The following is a 25093-nucleotide window of genomic DNA, read 5'->3' as shown; positions in this document are numbered from 1 at the left end:
GAGCCCGGCACGCTTCATATGCTGCACCTCTATTCACGGATTACATGGATTCCAGCTTTTGCTCACGGTATTCCTCTGGAGTTACCCCTACTACCTTTTTGAAAATCTTACTGAAATACGTGTAATTGTGGTATCCCACCGTGTCTGCGATCTCGTATACTTTTAGTTCGCGACTTAATAGATAAGCCTTGGCATGTTCGATTCGAACCCGTGTTAAGTATGAGATAAAGTTCTCTCCTTTCTCCTGCTTGAACAATCTACTGAGATACGACGGGTTCACGTTGATCTGGCTAGCTACGCTTTGCAAAGAAATATCCTCGGCATAATACTTGTCAATGAGTTGAATGGCCAGATCTGCATAAGTAAGCTCCTGCATGATTTGGGAATCGGCTTGGAAGCAATATGCGATATGAGACAGCATTTCCTGATGAATGTCCTCCCAAAATTCTCCCCTCAGAACCCTTTCATAGGGCGACTTTTCATCTAAATAAGGCTTGCTGCCTCGTGTATCGCGTGTCATATGGGAGTGGAGCATTTCCATTACCGTGATATAGTGCATACGAATACTGTTCTCATCTCCCCGCTTCGCTTCCAGATCCAATCGTACCGTTTCAAGAAATTTCTCCGCTTCTTTGGCATCCTTGCTTACCCACAACTTATGAAAGTCTTTTTGTTGCTGCGGACTCAGTATCTCATTTATGTCGTATCGTGCTGGAGCTTGAGCCAGGTCCTCGTAAAACAATACCTGGTTGCTACCCGTGAAGAAACTCTCCCTAAGTGCAGATTCGGCCTCTTGACATGCCTTCCTAAGAAAGCGAAATCCGGAAACCGTTGCACTTACACCAGCCGTTAGTGATAGATTCATAAAATCCTTGATCGAGGATAAAAGCTTATTGCACAGTTTATTAATATCAACTTGGTTGGACCCACTGCCAGAAGGTAAATTGACGATAACCCAATATTCGGATGAACTTTCAACTAAAATTTCCTTGTCCCATTTGGATGGAATGATCTCTTCCATAATATTCACGATCGAAAAACGGAGCAGCTTCTCTCCTTTCTCGATATATTTCCTCTTCACTTCCTCGTAATAGTTTAAGACAAACTTGATAACCACAAGCCTGTCAGATCGTACGCGAAAATGCAGCTCATCAGCTTTGGTAATCATATCTCTTTCACTTATGAATCCGCTTACAATATCTTGGAAGAAACTATCCTTGAGATGTCTTAAACTCTTAGAATAATCATGCTGCACAAAGGGTACGTTTGTCCGACTGTTTTGTTCACTTTGCAGTTTCTGCCTGATTTTCGTAAGGAGTTCGATCAGGGATGTTTCTGTAATTTCACTTTTGATCAAATAATCTACAGCACCAAGCTTTAAGGCTTCCTTCACATAATGGAGTTCATCAAAATTACTCAGAATGACATACTTGCAATTTTTCAGTACTAAAGATGCTTCTTTTATGAGCTTCAGACCATCCATAATAGGCATCTTGATATCCGTTATTATCAGATCGGGAGAAACTTCGAGCGCAAGTTCCAAGCCTTCCTTCCCGTTTCCTGCTTCACCGACAACACAAAAGCCAAATTCCTCCCAGTTAAGCATGGAACGAATTCCAACGCGCATTAACAATTCGTCGTCCACAATCATCAGTTTATACATGAGAACCCCCAGTTTATGTTATTTCGTGATGAATCCTATTCTATTTTGATTGTGCTGATACATGTGAAATCCCTGGAGCTTTTTAGCTATTTTACCATTGCAAAGTGAACGAGCCTATCTCCTTCAGAACTAAAATTGTAATCCATATGTAAAGCCAGGAGCTTATCTACTCTCCAAACTAAATTGGCCCAATAAACTTTATGCAAATTGGCTCTGTTGAATCATCTGATTTGGCTCATAATTTGATGTAATTCTGTAATTCGATATCTACAACTTTGAGGAGTGAAATGAATGTTCCATGGATTAGCAGCTTTTCCCCTGACCCCTATGAATGAACATCAAATTAACGAAAGAGAATTCGTGAATCTAATCGAGCGCTTGGCGACTGCCGGAGTCTCCTCTATCGGAGCTCTAGGATCCACAGGAAACTATGCTTACTTGAGCCGCTCAGAACGTTATCGGGTCTTGCAACTTGCTGTCGATGCTGCGGACAGCATTCCTGTGATGACAAGCATTAGTGCAATACGTACCGCAGATGTGCTTCAGTTAGCAGAAGATGCACAACGAGCAGGGGCTCGCGCAGTCCTGCTTGCTCCAGTTTCGTATCAGACATTGACGGAGGAAGAAGTTTACTCTTTGTATGAACACGTTACTGCGTCGCTCTCTGTTCCACTTTGTGTGTATGACAATCCAGTTACTACACATTTTCATTTTACCGACGAACTACATGCACGAATCGCTGGACTACCCTATGTACAATCCATCAAAATTCCGGGCGTGCCTTCTGATCCAGTAAAAGCCAAAGAACGGGTGAACAAACTTCGTGAACTTATTCCATCCCATGTTACGATCGGAGTAAGCGGTGACCCCTTTGCTGTGACAGGCCTAAATGCAGGTTGTGAAGTATGGTACTCCGTTCTGGGTGGCTTATTTCCGAAGCTATGCTTGAGAATGACTCAGTTCGCACTGGAGGGCCGTGCTGTGGAGGCAGATTATTATTCGGTACTGCTTGAACCAATCTGGGAGCTATTCCGGCAATATGGAAGTCTTCGTGTCGCTGCTGCATCTGCAGAAATCATTGGCTTAACATCAGGCCCTGGCCTCCCTCTTCCCTTACAGCCACTTCACCCAACAGTAAGAGACCTGTTGAAGCCCGTGCTTGCGGAGATTGAATCCTTGGAGAGTTCTTTCTAAAGGCTCCCCGGTAAACAAGACAATGGAGCGCCTGTCGACTGACAAGCTGCTCCATTACGGCTTTCTTTTCTTATCATAAGAAATGACATTTAATACGCTTGAAACAAGCTATACGTCGATTCATCCACAAAGTAATAAAGCCGGTTGGATATCGGCTATACTAAGCCAGCGACCCATGGGGATAACTGCAAACTCACATCACTTGTATTAATAAGATCACCAACCGCAAAACCTGTAAGATTTTGAACTCTAAAATTGATTGGAATAGCATCATCTACAGTCCCAGTTCCTGTAGTACGGCCCCCTAAGGATGAACCGTTAATTTGGTTATAAACAGCTAAGTAATAGACTATATTACCTGCAAGAGTAACTGGTGCAGTTAATGGCAATATAAACAGGCCTGGTGTTATGGTTGTAGCTACAGTAGTGACACCAATGACACTTGCTGTTGTTCCACTGACTGGCTCCAGCACGGCCATCTGAAAGGTACCTGTATTTGTACCCATTTGAGTAACAAACGCTGCAAGTCTGCTGATCGTAGAGTCTTGACCATCAAAAGCAAGTGCCCCAATGGCCTGATTATTTCCGCTCCCAGCATTAAATGGGATTAACGTATCGATGTCTCCTAGTTTGAGAGTTTCAATATATGGCGAATCGATGCCAGCAATTCCAGTCGCCCCAGTCACGCCAGTGACTCCCGTTGAACCTGTAGCGCCTGTTGCTCCCGTTAGACCAGTGGCACCAGTCGCTCCAGTGACTCCTGTCGCACCCGCTGCACCAACGCCTCCGGTGGCTCCCGTTGGACCTGTGGCTCCTGTTACTCCATTGACTCCTGTCGCACCCGCTGCACCAGCGCCTCCAGTTGCTCCGGTTGGACCTGTGGCTCCTGTTGCTCCAGTGACTCCCTGCGCTCCCGCTGCACCAACGCTTCCAGTTGCTCCCGTTGGACCTGTGGCTCCTGTTACTCCAGTGACTCCCTGCGCTCCCGCTGCACCAACGCTTCCAGTTGCTCCCGTTGGACCTGTGGCTCCTGTTACTCCAGTGACTCCCTGCGCTCCCGCTGCACCAATGCCTCCGGTTGCTCCCGTTGAACTTGTGGCACCTGTTGCTCCAGTGACTCCCTGTGCACCCGCAGGACCGACACTTCCGGTGGCTCCCGTTCTTCCTCTAGCTCCGGTTGCTCCGGTAACTCCCGTGGCACCCGCTTGACCGACACTACCTTGTGTTCCTTTATCTCCTTTTACTCCTTGAAATCCACGTGGCCCTCTCCAGCCTCTCCAACCTCTTTTGCACTTTTTGCTCCTCTTCTTATTATATTTTTTAGAACATGCATCACTACTACAGTAAGGTTTATTATTCTTTAGGCGTTCATGATTTTGGATACTGCGATAACAAGGTTTTGTTATCTCCAGTTTCTTCTTCGTTGAAGAGCGATGGCTGGCCTTTTTCGGTTGCTGACGCAAAGAGTTCTCTTTTATCCGAGTAATCTGATTGAGGTCCAATGAAAAGGTCAACTTCAACACACCTCCTTATGCCTAAGATATGCGGGAGCTGAAAACTGGGACTAGGTAAACTCACCAATATATAGCCTATCGTCATATAGACAGGCGCTTAACGTAACCAAATCCCATAAGTAGGCCAAGCCAAATAAAAGTAAACCTCAAAAAGGCAATACTATGTATAACAGTTATCATCTTAAGTCTATACTCTATGATTCTCAGTAAAGGAGTTAGCTCCCACCTCGCTTTTGGCCAAACGATTATTTTGTTAGTCTACGATCAACTTGATATATTAATATGAAGAGCCACGTGGCAACTATAATAATTAAAGCTGAGTTCAAGTTTGTGAGGTGAAGCAAGTGTACAGCATAAGTGAAATGCAATCTTTATTGAATATCAATGCTTCGACTCTGAGATATTACGAAAAAGAGGGGATTCTCCCCGAAATTGAACGTAATGATGGTGGAAGACGAGTATATAGGAAAGAACATGTACTGCTGATGAAATTTCTCCTATGCTTAAAAGAAACGGGAATGAGCATTGAAGACCTGAAAGCCTATATGGACTTAGGTTATCATGTTGAGACTATGCTTGAAGATCGAAGAGATATTTTAATCAAACACAAAAAAACGGTAGAGCATCAGATCGCCCAAATCCAATCCAATCTGGAACGCATCAATCAGAAAATTGGATTCTATGATGATTTGATTTCGAAGAAGAACCTTCCTGAGTGAGGATGCTTGACTTAAAGTTAACTTTAAGATGTATGTTATGTACACATCACATAAAGGAGAATTACACATGCACTCAAACATAACTTATCGTCGTACTCCTCAGGAGCCCATTACATCAGGTTTCGGAAAACATTCCACAGCAAAAGAAACGCTCCAAGAAATCAATCTAAACAATAAAGTTTGTATTGTAACTGGTGGATACTCTGGCATTGGACTGGAGACCACACGTGCTTTGGCAGAAGCCGGTGCTACAGTTATTGTGCCTGCACGAACCATAGAGAAGGCTCGTACGGCTCTAGCCGATATCCCTCGTGTTGAAATAGAAGTGCTTGATCTCATGGACCCCGCTTCCATAGATGCTTTTGCCAAGCGCTTCCTGGATTCACAACGCCAACTTGATATTCTTATTAACAATGCTGGTATTATGGTTCCTCCTCTGACCCGGGATTTCCGTGGGTATGAATCCCAATTCGCTACGAATCATCTAGGACATTTCCAGCTCACTGCACGTTTGTGGCCTGCCCTTAAACAAGCAGGAAACGCTAGAGTGGTATCGGTCTCCTCATCAGGCATTGTGTTTGGCGGAGTTAACTTTGAAGACCCAAATTTCGAACAAGAGCAATATGAGAAATGGAGAGCTTACGGACAGTCCAAATCTGCAAACTCCCTTTTTGCCGTTTCATTAGATAAATTTGGGTATGATTATGGCATTCGGTCATTCGCTGTACATCCTGGTGCAATCTATACCGATTTGTCACGCTTTTTGTCCGAGGAAGAATTGAATAATTTGGACTTTGGCATGGATCTCAAGACAGAAGAGCAAGGAGCAGCAACGAGTGTATGGTGTGCCACAAGTCCGACTCTGGAAGATCAAGGTGGGGTTTACTGTTTAGATGTGAACATTGCCAGAGCTGTACCTACGGTGCAAGATATGCCGGGTGTACTGCCTTGGGCCATTGACTCTGATTCAGCAGAACGATTGTGGCAGCTTAGCGAGAGTTTAACCGGTGTAAAGTTTGATCTCTAACCTAACCGGAAGTTTACGAAACGGCACCTTTAATCATTATATTCAATTTGGATACGTCCACTCTAAGCCATAAATTTTAATACAAAGCCGCTCCAATGATGGAGCGGCTTCACTTATCTATAAGGATACTGACCACCTACACTTGCCAAGCCCTGCCACACCCATGCTATAGTTAATCCAAAAAAAGAGGGAGACTTCATGAGTTTTCAACAATTAAACACCATCATCCCCGTATTTAAACAAATTGAAATGTTTCATGATCCTTGTCAGATCATGCCCGATCCAGGCTATGAGAAACTAATCATCATTCGGAAGGGTTATCTGCTCATCATAACAGACACTGGTGAATCCAAACCGGTATCACACGGTTACGCTTGCCATTCCTCAAAAGGTCCTGTTGCTGTACAGCTGCCATCAGGTCGTCAAGCCGAATATGTTGTTATCACTTATGGAATTGTTCCTGTAAATGCTTCATGGAATTGGGACGGGCCGCTGCGCCTTCTAAGCGGGATCAAGGTTCAGTATATGGTTGACGCCTTGCTTCAGCTTCAAACCTCTTCGACGTCCGATGAGGATGAGGATGAAAGTCAGGCAAGCAGATTCCGCAGCCGCATGATGCTGGAACGTATCCTTTATTTTTACATGTACGAAAGTAGGATTAGTGATGATCTGCATTCGGCGGATACACGCATCGAGAAGTCCGTGCAGTACATTGAGGAGCATTACATGCTGAGATTGACGCTGACCATGCTTGCAGAACGCGCCAGCCTAAGTCCCGGACATTTCAGTGTGCGTTTCAAGGAGCGCATGGGCATGACTGTCAGCCATTATCTCAAGCAATTGCGTATCGAAAAAGCAAAGGAGTTATTCCAGCTGGATCGAATGTCTCCCAAGCAAGCGGCACAGAGTGTCGGCTTTGCCGATTATTTTCATTTTAGCCGTACGTTTAAGAATGTGACCGGCAAGAGCCCTGTCGAATATATACGAGATTTGCAAAGAATCTAATAATACGACATGCTTCATCATGGATTTATACATGTTGCTGTTTGAAATGACGTGATACTATCTGATAGAGAATAATTATCATTATCATTTCAAGGAGGAACATATGGTACACCATCGCATGAAACATTTGATTTCCCTCAGTCTGATCCTTGTGGTTATGCTGAGTCTGGCTGCTTGCGGGCAAGCTGGCAATACAAAGAATACGTCGGCACAAACGGACGGCGCAGCTGGGAACAGCACGACCAATGTCTCTGCCGACAGCGGTACTGCATCCGGCGGAATCACTGTGACAGACGCCCGGGGTGAATTGCAGCTGGACAAAGCACCTGAACGAATCGTGGCCATGGACTTCAGCTTCACCGACATGCTTGTCTCATTGGGCGTTCGGCCAGTAGGCATCGCCGATGACGGCACACCTGAGCTGTTCATGGATTCGGTGAAGGACAAGCTTGGTGACTACCTGTCTGTAGGCTCCCGCTACGAACCGAACATCGAACTGATCAGCTCCGTGCAGCCGGATCTGATCATCGTAGACATCAATAAACACGGCGCAGCAATTCCACAACTCGAGAAAATTGCTCCGCTATTGGTGCTGGACGATTTCCAAGCAGATTATGATCAGATGCTGAAGAACTTCAATATCCTTGCAACAGCGGTTGGTAAGGAACAAGAAGGCTCAGAACGCCTGGCTGAGCATGAGCAATTCGTTCAAGACATCAAAGCCAAGCTAACAGGCAAGGACCTGACCATTCTGCCCGCTGTCGTCAATCCCACTGGCTTTTTCGGACACTCTGACCATTCCTACACTGGCTCAATCGTGAAATTGCTCGGTTTCACAGATCCATTGCAGAACGAAAAGTCATACCCTGAGTTAACGCTTGAGAACTTGTCCGAGCTTAACCCGCAAGTACTCTTCCTCATGCCGACTGCTGAAGTCACGATTGCGAACGAGTGGGAGAAAAATCCGCTGTGGAACAGCCTGGATGCAGTATCCTCCAAACAAATATATACCGTCGAGCGCCGCAATTGGTCACTCTCCCGCGGTCTGCTCGGATCGGAGCAAATTATGGCTGATATGACAGCCAATCTGGAGAAATGATCAAGGTGAGAATCGGATTTATACCGAAGAGTAGGCAGAACCATTCGATGGTTCTGCTGCTTCTTTTTTTCTCCGCTGTCATGCTGCTTATTCTTAGTTTTCTGCTCAGTCTCAAAGTCGGTATGGCACGGATCAGCTGGCATACGATCTTCGAGGCCCTCTTCTCCGGAACAGGTAACTCGAAGGAGCATCTCTACATACGCACACTTCGGCTGCCACGCGCGGTCCTGGCATGTATGGTTGGAGCACAATTAGCTTTGGCAGGTCTGCTAACTCAGATTGTGACCAAAAATCCACTCGCTTCACCGCATGTGTTCGGCATCAATGCCGGAGCATCACTGGCCGTCGTCACAGGAATGCTCCTCTTTCCTGCGGCTGGTCTACTGTCCTCCATCGGACTGGCTTTCGCAGGAGCCATGCTTGGTGCTTTGGCGATCTGGATGCTTTCGGGCCAAGGAGCGCAGCAGCACGTTATGCTTGCTCTGGCAGGCATTGCTGTACACTTTCTGTTTGCTTCGCTTACCGAGGGAGCTATGATTCTGAACCAGTACAATACAGAGAGTATGATTTTCTGGCTGGCCGGATCAGTTAATCATGCCAGTTGGCAGCATATTCAACTGTTGGCACCTTTGCTGGGCATCGTACTGCTGCTAGTCGTCCTGCTACTCCCTTCTCTACGTACGTTGGCACTGGACGATGAAGTTGCTATTGGATTAGGGACCCGACTCAAAGGTGTGCGTGCATTTGCCATGATACTCGTTGTGCTGTTGGCCGGATCAGCTGTGGCAATCTGTGGCCCAATCGGCTTCGTCTGCCTGATCGTACCACATGTCGCCCGTGCAATGCTTGGTTCCGGCTCTTCGCCTGGCGTTCTTCTGACACTTACGATGCTACTTGGCAGCATCCTCCTACTGCTTGCCGACGTGATGAGCCGGTTGATTTCCTTCCCGTTCGATTCTCCGGTAGGCATTGTCATGGCACTTATTGGGGCTCCCGTCTTTATCTATCTCGCTCGCAGGCAAGGAGGCAAAGGCTCATGAGCAAAAAATGGATTCTCGGTTCAGGTATCATCCTGTTATTCCTGCTTGCCCTTGTTTCGATTGCAGCCGGAGCTGTCCCCATTGCACCACGAGACATAATCAGCGGGCTGACTGACCCTAATAGCCGATCCTATTTCATCGTACATGAAGTAAGGCTGCCGCGTACACTGGTCGCCATTGCAGCAGGAAGCGGCCTGGCCGTAGCTGGAGCCATTCTGCAAACCATCCTGCGCAATCATTTGGCAAGCCCGGATGTAATCGGTATAACACAAGGCGCAAGCTTTGCCGCAGTCTCGGTCATTTTTCTTTTTCCGGCAGCAACAGCAACCATTCTGCCAGCTGCTGCATTTGGCGGAGCACTATTGTCCCTGGCTATTCTTATCCTGATCAGCCGCAGACTGACACTGGCTCCCGCAACACTTGCACTCGTTGGTGTCGCCGTAGGCTCTGTATTTCAAGCGGGTATGCAGTACTATATCGTTACCTATCCTACCAATGTCAACATGGCGCTGCTCTGGATGTCGGGCAGTCTCTGGGGAAGAGGTTGGGAGCAATTACGACCACTTGCACCACTCCTCCTTCTGATGCTGACGATTGCCATCGGCAACGCCAAAAAACTGAATATTCTGGAAGTCGGTGATGCAATCAGCATCTCACTTGGACTTCTTGTGCGTCGGGATCGGTTATGGTTGCTCTTACTTTCCGTCTGTCTAGCAGGCGCTCCCGTATCGGCGGTAGGGGCAATCGGATTCATTGGCCTGCTAGCCCCACATATAGCCCGAACGCTTGTCGGTACACAGAACCAATGGCGCTTGCCCATGGCTGCTGTGATTGGCGCCATTCTGATTGTTCTGGGCGATATAGTGGGCCGGATAATCATTATTCCGCGCGAAGTGCCTGCAGGAATCGTGTCGTCCGTGATTGGAGCGCCGTACTTCATATATTTACTCCAGAGAGCAAGGCGAATAGGCAGGCATTAATGCCTGCCGGTTTAGGACGTATGTAAGCACCAGGAAGCGAGCCGTGTACTGCTAACACGAGCTCGCTTCTTTTTTTGTCTTATGGTAAGTTCAACAGGTTTTGTCATGTTTATTTTAATTCACTAGTGAACTCCTTGATTTTTTTAGACACTTCTTTGGGATGGGAACGATATAAATAATGTCCCGCATCCATGAGGACCATTTCTGCATGAGTAGAATCTTTTATTTGCTTCTCATGTTCGGGAACCCATTGATCTGTTGCGGCGTTATTCGCTTGAATCAAGAGGAGAACAGGCAAGTTTTGAGGGAAAGATAGCTTCTCGGCTTCAGTAAAGTTGGTATACATGTGCTCTGCCTCGTTCAATTGCGTATTGTTATACATGTTTTTACGTATGAATATGTCTATTTGCTCTTTGGTTTCTTGATCATATGGCAGTCCCTCATAAGGGTCTGTGCTTAGTTTTAACTGTATACGGTGGAAGCCCAGGTTACGAAACCATTTAATCGGCGTTGTCACCGATGAATCAATCGTCTGTTCTTCTTTCAGTGTTGGAACACTGCTATCCAGCCCGATAAATGCTCTCACTTCATCCGGATATTGGTTCACATAATCCAGACTATAGATCCCTGATATGGAGTGCGCCATGAGAATGTACTTGTCAATATGGAGGCTCTGTAATGCTTCATGAATTTCACTTACGATATTTGTAGTGCTGCGCTCCTTCTCGGTCTGATCGCTCAATCCGTAACCAAATGGCTCAACGACTACGACTTTGTAAGATGGTGATAGTTCTGCAATGAGCGGTTTAAAATCAAGAGCAGGTGCCGCTGTTCCATAACCGGGTAACAGGACGACCGTCTCCTCGCCTTTTCCCTGAATCGAAACATTCATCTGCTTCCCATCCACAGACACAAGCTGACCGTAGGGTTCCGTTCTTTTTTGTTCTGAATAACTGCTAACCTTGTTAAACGTATACACGCTGGCTACAAAAAGCAGGATGGCTATAATGATTGCAGCGATGATTTTAAGTAAAATATGTAACACTTTCTTGAATAATGTACGTTTCCTTACTTCCTTTGCTACTTGTTGTGTCAATCTCTTTCAGCTCCTCTTGTAATCTGTACAATGACCTTTCGGTCCACTGATGCCAGTCTAACCAATCAAGTTGTCCTCTGAATGAATACAATATGAACGGAGTATGAACAACGTAGAATAGCACAGGATTTACGTTCCTAAACTCCTTTCAGGGGTAATAAATCAACCCATGTAAACAAAAAAAGTCGCTAAATAGCGACTTTTAATCTTGTAAAGTTCAATTGTTCATATCCCTTTGTACCACCTAGTTCGAAGAAACAGAACATGATTTTGAAGCTTCTATAGGTCCAGTATCTAGTTTTCAGCTGATTTCCAAGCTATGAAAAATTCATGAACACTACTGTATCGTTGACCACGATCCTGACTAACCGCTCGTAGAGCGACTTCGTAAAGTGATCTGTTTGCTTCCCATTTTGCAAATGAATGATCCATCTCACCACCCAGCAACCCAAATGCAATGGCTCCCATGGTGAACACATTCGTTCTCGCATCAATAGGCGAACCCAGTGCGAATTCTTCCGGTGCCTTTGAACGTGCTGCTCCCCAAAAGTTCTCCCCCATGTCATTGACAGAAGGAGCCGCTCTGTAGAAGTCAATATCACAGATCTTCGTTTCATCCGTTGTAAAATCATACAGAATACTACCGTCATAAAAATCAACAGCAACGTATCCTTTGGATTCCACGTGTTGATGAAACACAAATATCGAATGAAGTGACAGCAGCCTTTGCTCAATAGATAATTGCTTATATTTATAGAAAGGCGACTCCGGATGACAATGTTTTGCTCTCCCTGCAAATAACCAGTGTGAATGCAGGCAGTCACCAGTAAACCATTCAAAAATGGCAGCATACCCATCTCTCGTTTCAAAATGATCTATAAGTTGAATGAGGTTGGGGTGAGCCAAGGTTTTGTACAGCGGCATGGCGCGCTTTAATCTGGAAATTGCATCTCTTGGATTCCCAGAGAAATCCATGGGTCTGCAACCCGCATATTTAACAAATTGCTTCCTGCCGTTATTCTCAATTCCAAAACTAATGTTACCCGAATCCTGCTGGTCAAACACGCTAAAAACGGTGCCAAGCGATTGCAGCCATGTGAAATTATGGTCTTCTTGAAGTTCGAATGATACACGATCCATCTTGAATGGAGTCGGTTTTTGATCCATATTATCGTCCCCTCACCATTTGGGGATTCACGCTGGTTATAGGACTACTAAAACGTGTTCCCCCGATTTTGATCTGCCCTGTTATTGTTTAAATGTCTTCTCATAAGACATCACTCCTCTCGGATCTTGTACCACTATTATCCATCTAAATGTAGTTTTTGCAAACCTTCATCAGGGTGAACTACTCCCCGTATTTTACTTAACATTGAAAACAAGAAAAAGTCGCTTAAATAGCGACTTATTGTTCAATCACTCATATTTAATTATCCAGAAAACTGAATTGGAAGCTCTCAAGCTTTTCGATTAATGCTGAAACACCGTCGGGAATTGTTGTACAATTCCCATTGTCATCATATCCGCCATCTCTAAAGCCTGTTGTTGAATGGGATCACTTATTGCAACATTTCTAACGTAATCTTTCGCTATCCGAGTTGCCACCTCTTCCGTGAGGAGACGTAAATGTTCATGCATCATACGCTGCCATTCGATTTGAGACCAGTATGGATTAATTTGGGCCAGAAAGGCTGCAATTGCATCTGCATTCGCATACCACCGTTTCTGAGCATCTTCTGCAGCTGCTGTGTTACCAGACTTCAAGTTACTAACAAGTTCGGCGGCAATGGTTAAATGTTCTCTGAACAATGTTTCAAATTGCTTGGCAATAGCCGTCCCGTACAACGGTTCAAGCACCATGGCGAAATCACTTGGATTGCGTAAAAGTCTTGCCGTTGTTGGCTGGACATCCTCAAGACCATCGACGATACTGTTTACGGTTAATCTCGTCCAGAACACATGCTGTTCCCATAGTGATCTGAGCTTCCTGTTTAGATCAACACTGGCTGGCGTCCAGCTCAAATGATCTGATTTTCGATAGACAGGATAATAGTACGTTGGAACATAATTCATCATGATCCGTCAGCTCCTTTTCTACAACAATATATAGGCAATAGCCTTTATTGGTGCATTCTAATGAGCAAAGTTGATACTTTTGTCATTCCTAACTATTTATGAAAAAAATAAAAAACCAATGGACGAATCAAGGTCCACTGGTTTACAACTTCTATATCGATTACACGGATTCTTCCCACATCTCTGGTTCAACATGTACATGTACAGTATACACGTCGTGTTCTCTGAGAAGTTCGTCTTCAACATCGGTGCATATATCGTGTGCTTGCTGCATGTCCAGGTCAGAGCGAACCGTAATAACGACGTCTACAACCGCATTATTTCCGTAGCTTCTTGCTCTTACATCTTTCACTGTCTCTACCCCATCAATTGTAGCAATGGTTTTTCTGTACTCCCGAATCAGCTCCACATCAAAGCCGTCTGTTAAATGGTGTGTAGCCTCTTTGAAAATATCCCATGCTGTTTTACAAATGAGGAAACCCACGATGACTGCTGTTACCGGATCAAGCCAAGGCAGGCCAAACTGCGAGCCTACAATTCCAACGACGGTACCCGCACTTACCCAAGCATCGGATATATTATCACGAGCTGCAGCCATGACCGCCTGGCTCTTGATTTTAGTAGCAAGTCGTTTGTTATAGCGATAGACCAAGTACATCACAACTGCACAGAAAATGCCTGTATATGCAGCAATCAGATCCGGCGATTCATTCTCTCCTTGAAAAACGGAACCAATGGCTTCGAACAAAACTTGTAAACCAACAGCCATCATGATGAACGAAGCAACTAACGAAGCAACGGTCTCCGCTTTCCAGTGACCATATGTATGATCTTTGTCTGCTGGTCGTTGAGCAAGCCTGAGTCCGATAAGGACGGCGATCGAGGCCACAATATCGGTTGCGTTATTCAATCCATCTGCTTTGAGCGCTTCTGAGCCTGCGATGGAACCGATAACCAGTTTTAATGCGGTCAGGCATATATAAGCAATAATGCTAATAATGGCTCCTCGTTCACCCATTTTTAAATTGTCGTACTTCAGTTGATCCACGAACAAATCCTCCTGCACTCTCCAGTCTTCTAGCACGTTTTTGATAGTATCATCACGAGATTGTGTGGGTCTAGAGAAACGTTTTGAGTATAGTGAAACATAATCTGAACGCGGCAAGACTGTTATAACAAACTAAAAGAATTGGAGCGGGTAAACTTTTTCTGCTAGTAGAACAATTAGAAAAAGCGAGCCGTCTGCTCGCTTTTTTTACAACCCTGCATCTCATCTCATTTTTTTGTTCTTCACGTATCTAGTTCATGTCTTGAGTCTTCATCTTGGCTAATTCCTTATTTCTCTTCAGTTGAAGTGATTTTCTACCCGCACTCCATTCAGCAATCAGGAAGAGCAAACCAAGTAGCAGATATAGAATGAAACCAAGAGTACTTTCAATACGTCCTGTAACAAACATCCATGTGGAGATTCCAATATAAGCTACGGGTACAACTGCCCCCCAATAAACGTTGCTTCTGGTTGAAAAAAAGTACTGAACTGCCAGTATTCCAACAATGATCAATAACCTATAAACGTCGTTCATCATTCACTTTTCCTCTCTTGTTTATATTTCTGAATAATTAGTTTTGCATCATCTACGCTTATCCGGTCATCAATGGATAAATTCTTAATGAATTTAATAAAATCTTCGTTATCTTCTGCTTCATTGACCCTTATTTTCTCAATAAGTCGATCGAGCTTAATTCTTACGGTTGGATACGAAACTTCATATATCTTCGCAATTTCCTTTAACGATCCTGAGTTCAGAACAAATTTTCGGATAAACTCCATATCCTCATTTTCCAAAGCTAAAACCCAATTAGGCACGTCTTTAATATCCATATTTCCCCTCCTTTTATAAATATAATAACCAAATAATTAAATAAAATCAAACTATATTTTAATAATATTAAATAAAAAATTGATTTAAATATAAATATTATAATAAAGTAAAAGAGACAAACACAAAAAACCATTGAGCTCTTCACAAGCTCAACGGCCCTTATATAGTTAAAGTCAATTCTTCAAGGCCGGAATCAGAGTACTCCACTCTTCCCCGTTAACGCTTCCCTCGAATTGGTACACTGGCTGGTAATAACCTTTTGAATCGTAGGTATAAGTCAGCTCATAACTCTTTACAATTAAATTGTCGCCTTTTTGCAGATCATTATACATGTAGAAATTCCCTCTGAGAACTTCTTCATACGCTTGCGCCGGACTGCTCACATCAACGGTACGAATATATTTATTTTTATTCATGGAATAGAACAAATCCTGTGGAATAAGACCTTCTGCCGCAGGAACAATGATGATCATCCCATGATCAAAGTCTCGCTGTTCTGTTAAGATATCGGAGTTGGTCATATGCAAATCCCATCGAACGGTATCTTCATTTTGTGTACTAAATACAGCTTCCTTAGGCAGTAATCCTTGCTGACTTAGCCACTTACCATAGGAAGTTCCTTTTTCTTTCAGAACCTCCGGCTGCATTGAGTTCGTCGCATACTGATCAGGTGCCAACGACCAATTACCGCTATTCACGTTGTAATTAAAGGTGTAATCGGCCCCTCCGCTATCATACAGATTCCAGATCCGGTTGAAGCCGTCAATGGAGATGTGACCTCTCTGCTGCAGTTGAAAATGATCACTCAGTAATGAAACCATCTCCTTGGCATACTCCATGTTATGAATCTCCAAGCTTCGATATAGTGCTACGGGTTCAGCTTGGTCGGGCAGTTTCGTGTCTAGCGTCACATTGACCTGATTCATTTTCTGCGATGTGGCTGGACGAATGGCAAGGTTCCCGAGCTCTTGGCTGGAATACATGATGAGTGCCCCTGTAAATAACAATACAAAGGTCAAAGGAATGCAGAACGCACGAAACATAGCTTTGAGTGATATTCTCTTTTGCTGCCTGATATCAAGGATTGCACTCATCAATCCGTATCCCGCTAAACTGCCGAGCGTATTGTGCAATATGTCATCCAGTTCAAAAATCCCTCTGCCTGTCACCATCTGAAATGTCTCTATACCTATTGTGATCATCAGCGATATGATGAATATCGACTTGAACCCACGTGTCTTCATTCCAAGAAGCGGAAGCAGGAAGCCTAATGGTGCGAACATCAACATATTGAAAATAATAAGCTGGAATTCGCTCAGCGACCATTGATTCCACGCACTTACATAGCCGCTGAACAACTCCAGGTTTACCCATCCGTCAAAGTTAGCACCTCTACTAAATGTTGTTAACATCATGACCATGATCAGCCAGCCCATCAACGAAAACGAGGCTATAAACTGCCATAATTTTATGATGCGTTTTCCACCTCTTTTTCTATACAACCTATACGCCATTAACACGATCCCCAAGGCCATGAGACCGACTATTAATGCAACCCCCACAACAGGTAATAGTTTCTGCACCACTTGAATGAAATCCATCTGTAACTCCTCCCATAATGATTGGCTACACTGAGCAGCCCTTTATGGTTCAAGTATACCGACAGTGGAAAACAGCTCCTATCTATCAAGCTTTCATGAATCTTTCAATCATGTAAGGTTGTGCTTGAGATCCATACAAAATAATCATGCTTTTATTTATACAAACGGGTTTGAATACCAAAAAGGAGAGCTGCCTGTAAATTACAAGCAGCTCCCCTTCTATATTAAACCGTTTTTTAGTGATCCAGAAATACAAGCTGGATGAAGAACAATACCGCAAACACGTAGAACACCGGATGAACATCCTTGCCTTTACCGCGAAGCAGCTTCAGAACTGGATAGAAAATGAATCCTACACCAATACCTGTCGCAATACTGTGCGTTAGCGGAGTAAGGATGATAATCAGGAAAGCAGGAAATGTTTCTTCGAGATCCTTCCAGTTGATTTTGCTGATCACGCTAATCATAAAGTACCCGACAATAATCAGTGCCGGAGAAGTAATCGCCGGAATGCCGGATATCACACTTACGATAGGTGTGAAGAATAGCGTAAGCGCAAGCAGTACACTTACCGTTACTGCCGTCAGTCCCGTTCTACCTCCCGCAGCTACTCCGGTGCTGGACTCGATATAAGCCGATGTTGGGCTAGTTCCGAGCAATGCGCCGGTGGTCGTTCCTACGGCATCTGCCAAGAGCGCACCGCGTGAACGAGGAAATTTCCCGTCCTTCAGAAGTCCTGCTTGTTCAGCAACACCGAGCATTGTTCCCGTTGTATCAAACAGCGTGATGAGCAGGAAGGTAAAGATGATTGTATACAAGCCATTCGAGAATACACCTGCCAGATCCAGTTGGAAAGCCGTTGCTGTAAGCCCCTCCGGCATGGATACGATCGATTCAGGCATTTGAAATAGTCCCATCATCCAGGCAAGAATCGCTGTAACCACCATTCCGATGAACAGATAACCTTTTACATTGTAAGCCATCAACACAACCGTAATAATCAATCCAATAATCGTAAGGTAGGTCATTGGCTCTGCCAAGTTCCCAATGGTAATCAAATTCGATTCGGAATCGGCAATAATTCCTGCATTTTGCAAGCCTACTGTCGTAATAAACAGTCCGATCCCTGCTGTAATCGCATGCTTAAGACTCGCCGGAATGGCATCAAGCAGCATGTAACGGAAGGAAGTAAGTGATAAAACAATAAACAAAAGCCCTGCGATAAATACCGCGCCCAGTGCAACCTGCCAAGACACGCCATATCCCGCAACTACACTATAGGCAAAGAATGCATTCAGTCCCATACCCGGTGCGATAACGATCGGATAGTTGGACCATATCCCCATAATCAGCGTTGCCACAATGCTCGCCAGTACCGTTGCAATGAATACCCCGTTGAACTCCATTCCCGTGCTGCTGAGTATTCCCGGGTTTACGATCACTATGTATACCATCGTGAAGAATGTCGTGATCCCTGCGATGATTTCTGTTGAAACACTCGTGCCTCTTTCTTTCAGTTTGAACCAATTGTTCATGGTAAAGCCAGCCTCCAACTTTCAAATTATTTCTGGATTAGATAAAAACAAAAAAATCCTAATCTTCGTATAGGATTGTAAATTTATCGCTCCTATATTCGTCATTAGGATTGAACAGCTAAGCTTAGAGACCCAAAAAAGTGATCCTCATATCTGTTTTAACCTGATGTCCATTTCGTATTTTAATAAAAGTAACACGTATTGTCAACGAATCCACCGATTTGTTCACAGTTATTTACGAACTATATTGATATATTGTAATGGATTCATTCGTTTTTTAGCTAGAGATACAGTCCCTTATAAGCCATCAGTAATCGGAAAAGCATAACAAAAAAACGGCACCGAGTTCGGTACCGCAGTTTAAGGCTAAGGATCTACACATCTATTCCAATTGCTTCATGTACTCTTTAAATTCCTCGGCAATTTCTTTGAATTTCGTATGATGCAGGTAATGTGAACCTTCCATGGGAATCATCTTGCCCTGGGCAGATTGTTTGGCTTGCTCTGCATGCAGCGGAACCCACTGCGGATTGTGTTCATTATTCGATTGGACAAAAAGAAGTACAGGCAGATCAGAAGGATAAGTTAGCTCTTCTCCATTTTTGAAGTTAGAGCCGAGATGCCTTAGCTCATCCAACAGCGTCGGATTGGTCGCGACCTGATTCGAAATCAACTCCATCTGTTCTTTGGTATGTTCATCGAAATCAAGGGATTCATAAGGATCGCCACTCACTGCTTTAAGTAATCTCATCAGACCTGAATCCTGAAGGAAGTGCATTAATCCCAGAGGCAGTTGAACATCCATGCCGGGTTGATTGGGAACACTACTGTCAATGCCGACAAAAGCAAGAACTTCATCCGGATACGTGTTCACATAGGACACTCCGTAAAGTCCTGTAATTGAATGCCCCATCAGAATGTAACGGTCAATTCCGAGCTGCTGTACAGCTTCGTGATATTCACTGATGATATTCTCCGTTGTTCTCTCCTTTTCCGTTTCGTCACTCAACCCATACCCAAAAGGCTCAATGGCTACGACTCTGTAATCGGGAGACAATTCATCAATCAACAATTTGAAATCAAGCACCGGCGATGGAGTACCTTGTCCCGGGAGCAGAACGATGGTCTGTTCACCATCTCCTTGAATATACGCATTCATCTTTTTGCCATCCACATTGACATACTGACCATACGGTTCGATTTTCTTTTTCTCGACTCCGTTACTGATGGCATTTACGACAAATACGATGCCAAGAAACAGCACAAGTCCCCCGATGATCCCTCCGATTATTTTTAACCATAAGTTTCGTTTCTTACGGCTTTTCGTTCCTGTTGTTAGTATTTCCACCGTTTTTGCCACGTTCATCTTCTCCTGTCTTCGCTTCTGAAACGTCGCCTTGGCGACTTAATTGAAGTGTAACCAAGCAAAATGTCCACTTCATGACGACAGTATGAACTGAATATGAACAAGCCAAAATCAAGTGAAGACATCGCTTCATCAACGCGACTAGTGGATACGATTCACATGCATTAAATGCGGCTGTGTCCCTCGTAACAAAGCCCTATGCCAGATATCTCTCCATAACCCCAGGGACAAAACAAAAGGGCTAGCGGAGAATTCACCGTCTAACCCCTTGTGCTATCAGTCATGTTTCTACTTGCTCAACAAGGCATCTGCCTTCTTAGCTGCTTCAGCAATAGCTGCCTCAGCCGTAACGGACGAATCAACAACCGCACGAAGGATCTCGTCCTTAATCATCTCACCAATCTCAGGATAAACCTTCTGCATCGGACGAGGACCTGCATATTCCAGTTGGTCTACCGCTACTTTGAACAGCGGCTTTTCCTCATATAGCTTCTTCATTTCATCACTTTCCACTGCGCTGATTCGGCTAGGCAAATATCCTGTAAAGGAGCTCGCATAGATCGTTTGCTCTTTCGAGGTCATCCACTTAATAAACTTCCACGCCGCTTCCTGCTTTTCGGGAGACAGACCAGAGGTCATCACCAGGTTGGCACCACCCGTTGGCACACCAAACGTATCATTCGCAGGCATAAATGTCGTTCCAAGTTCAAAGCCCTGCTCTTCTGCAACCTTCATATTATTGGTCAGGTCAGCAGTGGATGCGAATAGCATCGCTGAACGCTGATTGTGGAAATCCGTCTTGGCTTGCGTACCTGCATCGTCGGTTGTACCGATGCTCATGATGCCTTCATCCTTCATCTTCAGCCACAATTTCACTGGTTCAATTCCGGTTTCATTATTGAATGCAGCACTTTTCCCATCCTCGCTAATCATCGTTCCTCCGCTCTGTCTCACAAAAGCCTCATAGAACCAAATATCGACAGGCATTGAGATACCGTAGCGCTGATCTTTTATCGTTAGCTTGCGTGCATAATCTTCAAATTCGGCCCAATTCTGCGGTCCAGCTGGATCAAGTCCTGCCTCCTCTAGCATTGTACGATTCAAATACAGAATGGGTGTACTCCGTAAATAAGGCAGAGCATACAGCTTGTCGTTCACGTACGAATTTCCCATCAGACCTGGAATGAAATCATCCATATCAAGTTGATCTTTCTCCACAAAAGAAGACAGCTCCTGAGTCATACCGGATTCGGCAAATACACCGACCGAAGCAATTTCATTTTGCCATACTTCGGGAGCATTGCCCGCTGCGAAAGCCGCCTGTGCCTTGGAATGCTGATCTGCATACGATCCCTGATATTCGGCCTTCACAATCACTTCATCCTGTGATTCATTAAACATTTTAACCAGGTTCTCATTGTTCTCGGCGATCTTGTCCCCCCATGAGTACCAATATGTAATCTCTACCGGTTTACTAGCCGCGCCGTTCGAACTCCCAGAAGCAGCAGCATTATCGGTTGAACCTGCGGAATTGGAATCACCACAACCAGCTAGAGCAAGTGCAAGCGTTCCTGCCAACAAAAGTGAACCAAATTTTTTCATGAATAAACCCTCCTATAAATTAAGAATTGAATTATTTCACACCGGAATAAACGAATGCTTTAATAATTTGCCGTTGTCCAAATAAGAAAACAATCAGAATCGGAACGACCAAAATCATGTTTCCAGCCATCAAAATGTGCCATGCCGCCCCTCCGTCTACCTCGCGAAGCTTGGAAATCCCAATCGGAAGTGTTCTGGCAGCATCTGAGGTCGTCATCACAAGCGGCCAAAAATAATCATTCCAGTGTGCAATGAAGCTAAATAATGCGAAGGTTACCAGCGTCGGACGGGCCATCGGCACCATGATCCTAAGGATGATCTTCCATTCAGGTGTCTGGTCAAGCCGTGCGGCTTCAATAAGTTCTTCCTGTACCTGCTTGAATGACTGCCTGAGCATGAAGATCCCAAAGGCGCTGGAAGCGAAGGGCAGAATAAGTGCCAGCAAATTGTTTATGAGTCCCCACTTGCTCAGTAACAAATACACGGGCAAAAAGATGAGCTGACCTGGAATCATTAAAGTGACCATCGTAATTCCAAATAACAGCTTGTCTCCTTTGAAGGAGTATCTGGCAAACGCATAGGCTGCCAATATAATGGTCGTAAATTGAAGAAGAAGGATACTGATGGATACAACGACACTGTTCATTAAATATTTCAAGAAAGGTCCCGATTCCCACGCCGCTTGGAAATTGCTCCACATCACCTTGGAGGGAATCCATTTGGGTGGAAAGATCACGGTCTCCGGATACGACTTCAATGATGTTGAGATCATCCATAGAAAAGGGATAGCAAAAATCGCAACCAGGACGATCGTGGCAGTGACGTTCAGAGTACGCAGAATTGACTTTCGTGCCATGATATTGCCTTGCTCCTTTCTATTGGTAGTGAACCTTGCGGCTTAGCAGCTTGAAGTAGACTAATGTAAGCAAACCAACGACAACAAGCAGGATAACTCCAGCTGCCGAAGCGTAACCGATCTTGAAGTAGCGGAATCCGTACTCATAGATGTAAAAGACGAGCGTGTTCGTTGAATTGATTGGACCTCCGCCCGTCATGATGGCAATGGTTTCAAACACCTGAAATGAACTGATCAGATTAATGATAATTAAGAAAAACAGGGTCGGTGAAAGCATCGGCAGCGTTATTTTACAGAACTTCCTCCACCAATTGGCCTCGTCTAGAGCTGAAGCTTCATACACATCCTTTGGAATGCTTTGAAGTCCAGCGATGAAGATGAGCGCGTTGTAGCCCACGCCCTTCCAGACCGAAACAAGGACAAGTGAAAGTAATGAACTGTCGGGACTGCTGAGCCACTCCAGCTTGGGCAAGCCAACCATGTCCAGCAAACCGTTAAGCAAACCGAATTTGGGATCCATCAGCCACATCCACACCAAGGATACAGATACAAGAGAAACAATATGTGGACTAAATAACGCACCCTGAACAAACCCGTACCATGCGCCTTCCCGATTCAGCCATATGGCTAGCAGCAGTGAAATCACAATGGATAAGGATACGGAAAGAAGCGTATAGTTCAAGGAATTGCTCAGGACCTGAAGAAACGCACTATCCTTAAATAACTCGACAAAGTTGTTGAAGCCTACAAATTCCTTGACCGGATTAATGAAGTCCCAGTTGTAAAAACTGAGGAAAATCATATAGAAGATCGGATAGATGAAAAAGATCGAAAATATCACGATAGAGGGCGCCACCATGACATAGGGACGGAATCTGGACCAAACGGTCATGAATATTTCCCTCCCAGGACAATGAGCTCTCTCTCTGCGGAACTCTCATGCTGACGAGCACGGACTCCGTTCCGATCAAAGTAGTACAGGTCCTGCATGGAGACCGTGAGGTTCACCTCGGAAGCTGACTCCAGCGGCTTCAAAAAACTCTTCACAGACACAAGTCCAAGCGCGGATTCCAGTTGATAGATGATTTCTGCACCCAGTGTCTCACGTGTCATGATCCGGCCCGGGAAATGGACAAGTCCGGTCTGTTGCCGGTTATCAAGCGTCATCGTTGCTTTCTCCGGCCTGAAACCAACCTGCCCAATGTCGTCATGCAGCTGTCCATTCAAATATGGCAGGATACGTTCACGATCAATCACATTCATTGGCGGTGTACCGATAAATTGGGCTGTGAAAACATTATCGGGATCATCGTAGATTTTCATCGGGCCATCTGCTTGTTGAATAAGTCCTTTATTCATGATGACGATACGATCTCCCATCGACATCGCCTCAACCTGATCATGTGTAACAAAGACAAAGGTTGCACCTAGCCTTTTGTGAAGCTGAATTAACTCCGTTCGCATTTGATGACGAAGCTTGGCATCGAGATTCGACAATGGCTCGTCCATCAGGAAGACTGCAGGACTCTTCACCATGGCCCGGGCCAAGGCAACCCGCTGGCGCTGACCCCCAGACAGAGCTTGTGGCTTCTTATGCAGGTAGTCTGCCAGACCGACAACCTCCGTGATTTCCTTAACAAGGCGCTCGCGTTCGGGCCGGGGCACCTTGCGATTCACGAGTCCAAATTCAATATTCTCCTTGACTGTCATCATCGGATATAATGCATAGTTCTGGAATACCATGGCCACATTACGCTTGCCTGGTTCTACGCCATTGACACATTGATCTCCGATCCATATTTCACCGCCTGTTTCTTTCTCGAGTCCTGCGATCATGCGAAGTGTCGTCGATTTCCCACAGCCAGAAGGGCCGACCAATACCGTAAAGGAACCATCCTCAATGGTCAGATCCAGACCCTCAATGACTTTATCCTGCTTGAAGCTTTTTTCAATCTGCTTCAGCACAATTTGTGCCATGAGATTCCCTCCTCTTTCATTTATTGAGCGGCCGATGCGAATTGAACGGATAACATAAGGTCGCTTTCTTCTCCTAATGCACCTTCGACAGGGCCAAAGCCTGGCATATCACAACAAAAGCTCTGAATATCAGCGAGGAGACCCGCACCCTGTATCGGATGGTGAGTTATCTCTACCTTCCCCTCATGGACTTCGATAACACGATATGCGGGCACATCAAGGCAAGCTGCGGTCTGAACATAATGCCACTTACCCTGCTTCACGATGGAGTTCATGTGATTGTGTCCGCAAAAATAGAAGCCGCCTTCTGGTCGATTATTGAAGATGCTCTTCAGTTCATCCTCTGGACGAATGTACAGCTTATCGAGCGTCGAGCGTGCAGTGGTATTAAATACTGGATGGTGCCCGAAAAGGAGTACTTGCTTGTCGTGTGAATTGGTAAACTCGCCTTTGAGCCATGCCAGCTGTTCTTCGTCCAGCTCGCCTCCCCAATCTGCAGGATTCATTTCCTGGGTTGTATCCAGAAAAATCAGCCTGGCATGAGGCGTGTCAATCGCCCGATAGCGATCTTGACCTGTTAATTTGGAGATTTCATGCTTCGGTATCGAATACGTGTCATGATTGCCAAGCACATGAATGAAGTTCCGTTCGCTCCTGGAAAGGATGGAGAATATCGATTGGAATTCCTGAGCTGTTCCTTCATGCGTCAAATCCCCAATGGAGATATGAAAGTCTGCCTCCACCTCCAAAAAAGCCTTGAGCATATGTTCATATACACGAACTCTTGCAGCTTTCATCTCTTCCGTTCCGTGACTCATACTTGAATAGTGATAATCACCAAGTAACGCGAGACGCATGAA

23 protein-coding genes are annotated in these 25093 nt (G+C 45.0%); 7 read left to right on the top strand and 16 right to left on the bottom strand.

Features of this window, described 5'->3' with window-relative positions:
* Positions 1-40: 40 nt before the first annotated feature.
* The gene (locus MH144_RS01810; protein WP_239297238.1) at positions 41-1663 is read right to left on the bottom strand and encodes a helix-turn-helix domain-containing protein; all 1623 of its coding nucleotides are present in this window, start codon (positions 1661-1663) and stop codon (positions 41-43) included.
* Positions 1664-1954: 291 nt separating this feature from the next.
* Here MH144_RS01810 and MH144_RS01805 point away from each other — a divergent pair, with 291 nt between their 5' ends.
* On the top strand, positions 1955-2857 hold the full coding sequence (locus MH144_RS01805) for a dihydrodipicolinate synthase family protein (RefSeq protein WP_239297236.1): 903 nt from the start codon (positions 1955-1957) through the stop codon (positions 2855-2857).
* Between the two features lie 155 nt (positions 2858-3012).
* Here MH144_RS01805 and MH144_RS30680 read toward each other — a convergent pair whose 3' ends face one another.
* A complete protein-coding gene (locus MH144_RS30680) occupies positions 3013-4371 on the bottom strand; it encodes a collagen-like triple helix repeat-containing protein (protein ID WP_275439933.1) in 1359 nt (452 codons plus the stop codon).
* Between the two features lie 335 nt (positions 4372-4706).
* Here MH144_RS30680 and MH144_RS01795 point away from each other — a divergent pair, with 335 nt between their 5' ends.
* From MH144_RS01795 to MH144_RS01770, 6 genes are all read left to right on the top strand, one after another.
* Positions 4707-5090, top strand: a complete 384-nt coding sequence (locus MH144_RS01795) for a MerR family transcriptional regulator (protein ID WP_343225993.1) — start codon at positions 4707-4709, stop codon at positions 5088-5090.
* 67 nt (positions 5091-5157) lie between these two features.
* On the top strand, positions 5158-6117 hold the full coding sequence (locus MH144_RS01790) for an SDR family NAD(P)-dependent oxidoreductase (RefSeq protein WP_239297231.1): 960 nt from the start codon (positions 5158-5160) through the stop codon (positions 6115-6117).
* 198 nt (positions 6118-6315) lie between these two features.
* On the top strand, positions 6316-7122 hold the full coding sequence (locus tag MH144_RS01785; RefSeq protein WP_239297220.1) for a helix-turn-helix domain-containing protein: 807 nt from the start codon (positions 6316-6318) through the stop codon (positions 7120-7122).
* Between the two features lie 118 nt (positions 7123-7240).
* Entirely contained in the window at positions 7241-8221 is a 981-nt protein-coding gene (locus tag MH144_RS01780) for an ABC transporter substrate-binding protein (protein WP_239297217.1), read from the top strand.
* Positions 8222-8226: 5 nt separating this feature from the next.
* The gene (locus tag MH144_RS01775; RefSeq protein ID WP_481857310.1) at positions 8227-9261 is read left to right on the top strand and encodes a FecCD family ABC transporter permease; all 1035 of its coding nucleotides are present in this window, start codon (positions 8227-8229) and stop codon (positions 9259-9261) included.
* Positions 9258-10241 carry a FecCD family ABC transporter permease gene (locus MH144_RS01770; RefSeq protein WP_239297201.1) on the top strand — a complete coding sequence of 328 codons (984 nt, stop codon included), beginning with the start codon at positions 9258-9260 and terminating at the stop codon, positions 10239-10241. Before MH144_RS01775 ends, MH144_RS01770 begins: the two co-directional genes overlap by 4 nt.
* 109 nt (positions 10242-10350) lie before the next feature.
* On the opposite strand, the gene MH144_RS01765 is transcribed toward MH144_RS01770, so the two are convergent.
* From MH144_RS01765 to MH144_RS01700, 14 genes are all read right to left on the bottom strand, one after another.
* Entirely contained in the window at positions 10351-11337 is a 987-nt protein-coding gene (locus MH144_RS01765; RefSeq protein WP_239297198.1) for an alpha/beta fold hydrolase, read from the bottom strand.
* A 294-nt stretch (positions 11338-11631) separates the two neighbouring features.
* Complete coding sequence (locus tag MH144_RS01760) at positions 11632-12504, bottom strand: protein kinase family protein (protein WP_239297195.1); 873 nt, start codon at positions 12502-12504, stop codon at positions 11632-11634.
* A 303-nt stretch (positions 12505-12807) separates the two neighbouring features.
* The gene (locus MH144_RS01755; RefSeq protein WP_239297193.1) at positions 12808-13413 is read right to left on the bottom strand and encodes an acetylglutamate kinase; all 606 of its coding nucleotides are present in this window, start codon (positions 13411-13413) and stop codon (positions 12808-12810) included.
* Between the two features lie 160 nt (positions 13414-13573).
* Positions 13574-14461: a cation diffusion facilitator family transporter gene (locus MH144_RS01750; RefSeq protein WP_343225992.1), complete on the bottom strand. Its 888-nt coding sequence runs from the start codon at positions 14459-14461 to the stop codon at positions 13574-13576.
* A 250-nt stretch (positions 14462-14711) separates the two neighbouring features.
* Positions 14712-14996: a hypothetical protein gene (locus MH144_RS01745; RefSeq protein WP_239299219.1), complete on the bottom strand. Its 285-nt coding sequence runs from the start codon at positions 14994-14996 to the stop codon at positions 14712-14714.
* Positions 14996-15295 carry a DUF2089 family protein gene (locus MH144_RS01740; RefSeq protein ID WP_239297179.1) on the bottom strand — a complete coding sequence of 100 codons (300 nt, stop codon included), beginning with the start codon at positions 15293-15295 and terminating at the stop codon, positions 14996-14998. Before MH144_RS01740 ends, MH144_RS01745 begins: the two co-directional genes overlap by 1 nt.
* Before the next feature lie 174 nt (positions 15296-15469).
* Positions 15470-16897, bottom strand: coding sequence for a VanZ family protein (locus MH144_RS01735; protein WP_239297177.1), 1428 nt, complete (start codon positions 16895-16897; stop codon positions 15470-15472).
* Between the two features lie 236 nt (positions 16898-17133).
* Positions 17134-18432, bottom strand: coding sequence for an NCS2 family permease (locus MH144_RS01730; RefSeq protein WP_221806291.1), 1299 nt, complete (start codon positions 18430-18432; stop codon positions 17134-17136).
* 382 nt (positions 18433-18814) lie between these two features.
* Positions 18815-19798 carry an alpha/beta fold hydrolase gene (locus MH144_RS01725; RefSeq protein WP_239297174.1) on the bottom strand — a complete coding sequence of 328 codons (984 nt, stop codon included), beginning with the start codon at positions 19796-19798 and terminating at the stop codon, positions 18815-18817.
* Positions 19799-20086: 288 nt separating this feature from the next.
* On the bottom strand, positions 20087-21400 hold the full coding sequence (locus MH144_RS01720; protein WP_239297172.1) for an ABC transporter substrate-binding protein: 1314 nt from the start codon (positions 21398-21400) through the stop codon (positions 20087-20089).
* A gap of 31 nt (positions 21401-21431) precedes the next feature.
* Positions 21432-22256 (bottom strand): carbohydrate ABC transporter permease, encoded by an 825-nt coding sequence (locus MH144_RS01715; protein WP_239297170.1) that lies wholly within the window; start codon positions 22254-22256, stop codon positions 21432-21434.
* 19 nt (positions 22257-22275) lie between these two features.
* Entirely contained in the window at positions 22276-23148 is an 873-nt protein-coding gene (locus MH144_RS01710) for a carbohydrate ABC transporter permease (protein WP_239297167.1), read from the bottom strand.
* On the bottom strand, positions 23145-24233 hold the full coding sequence (locus MH144_RS01705) for an ABC transporter ATP-binding protein (RefSeq protein WP_239297155.1): 1089 nt from the start codon (positions 24231-24233) through the stop codon (positions 23145-23147). Before MH144_RS01705 ends, MH144_RS01710 begins: the two co-directional genes overlap by 4 nt.
* Positions 24234-24253: 20 nt before the next feature.
* Positions 24254-25090 (bottom strand): metallophosphoesterase family protein, encoded by an 837-nt coding sequence (locus MH144_RS01700; protein ID WP_239297153.1) that lies wholly within the window; start codon positions 25088-25090, stop codon positions 24254-24256.
* Between the last annotated feature and the right edge of the window lie 3 nt (positions 25091-25093).

The sequence above is a fragment of the Paenibacillus sp. ACRRY genome, from assembly GCF_022346995.1.
GTDB lineage: Bacteria > Bacillota > Bacilli > Paenibacillales > Paenibacillaceae > Paenibacillus.
The sequence above is the reverse complement of the archived record's forward strand: the minus strand, read 5'-3'. Positions and strand labels throughout refer to the sequence as shown.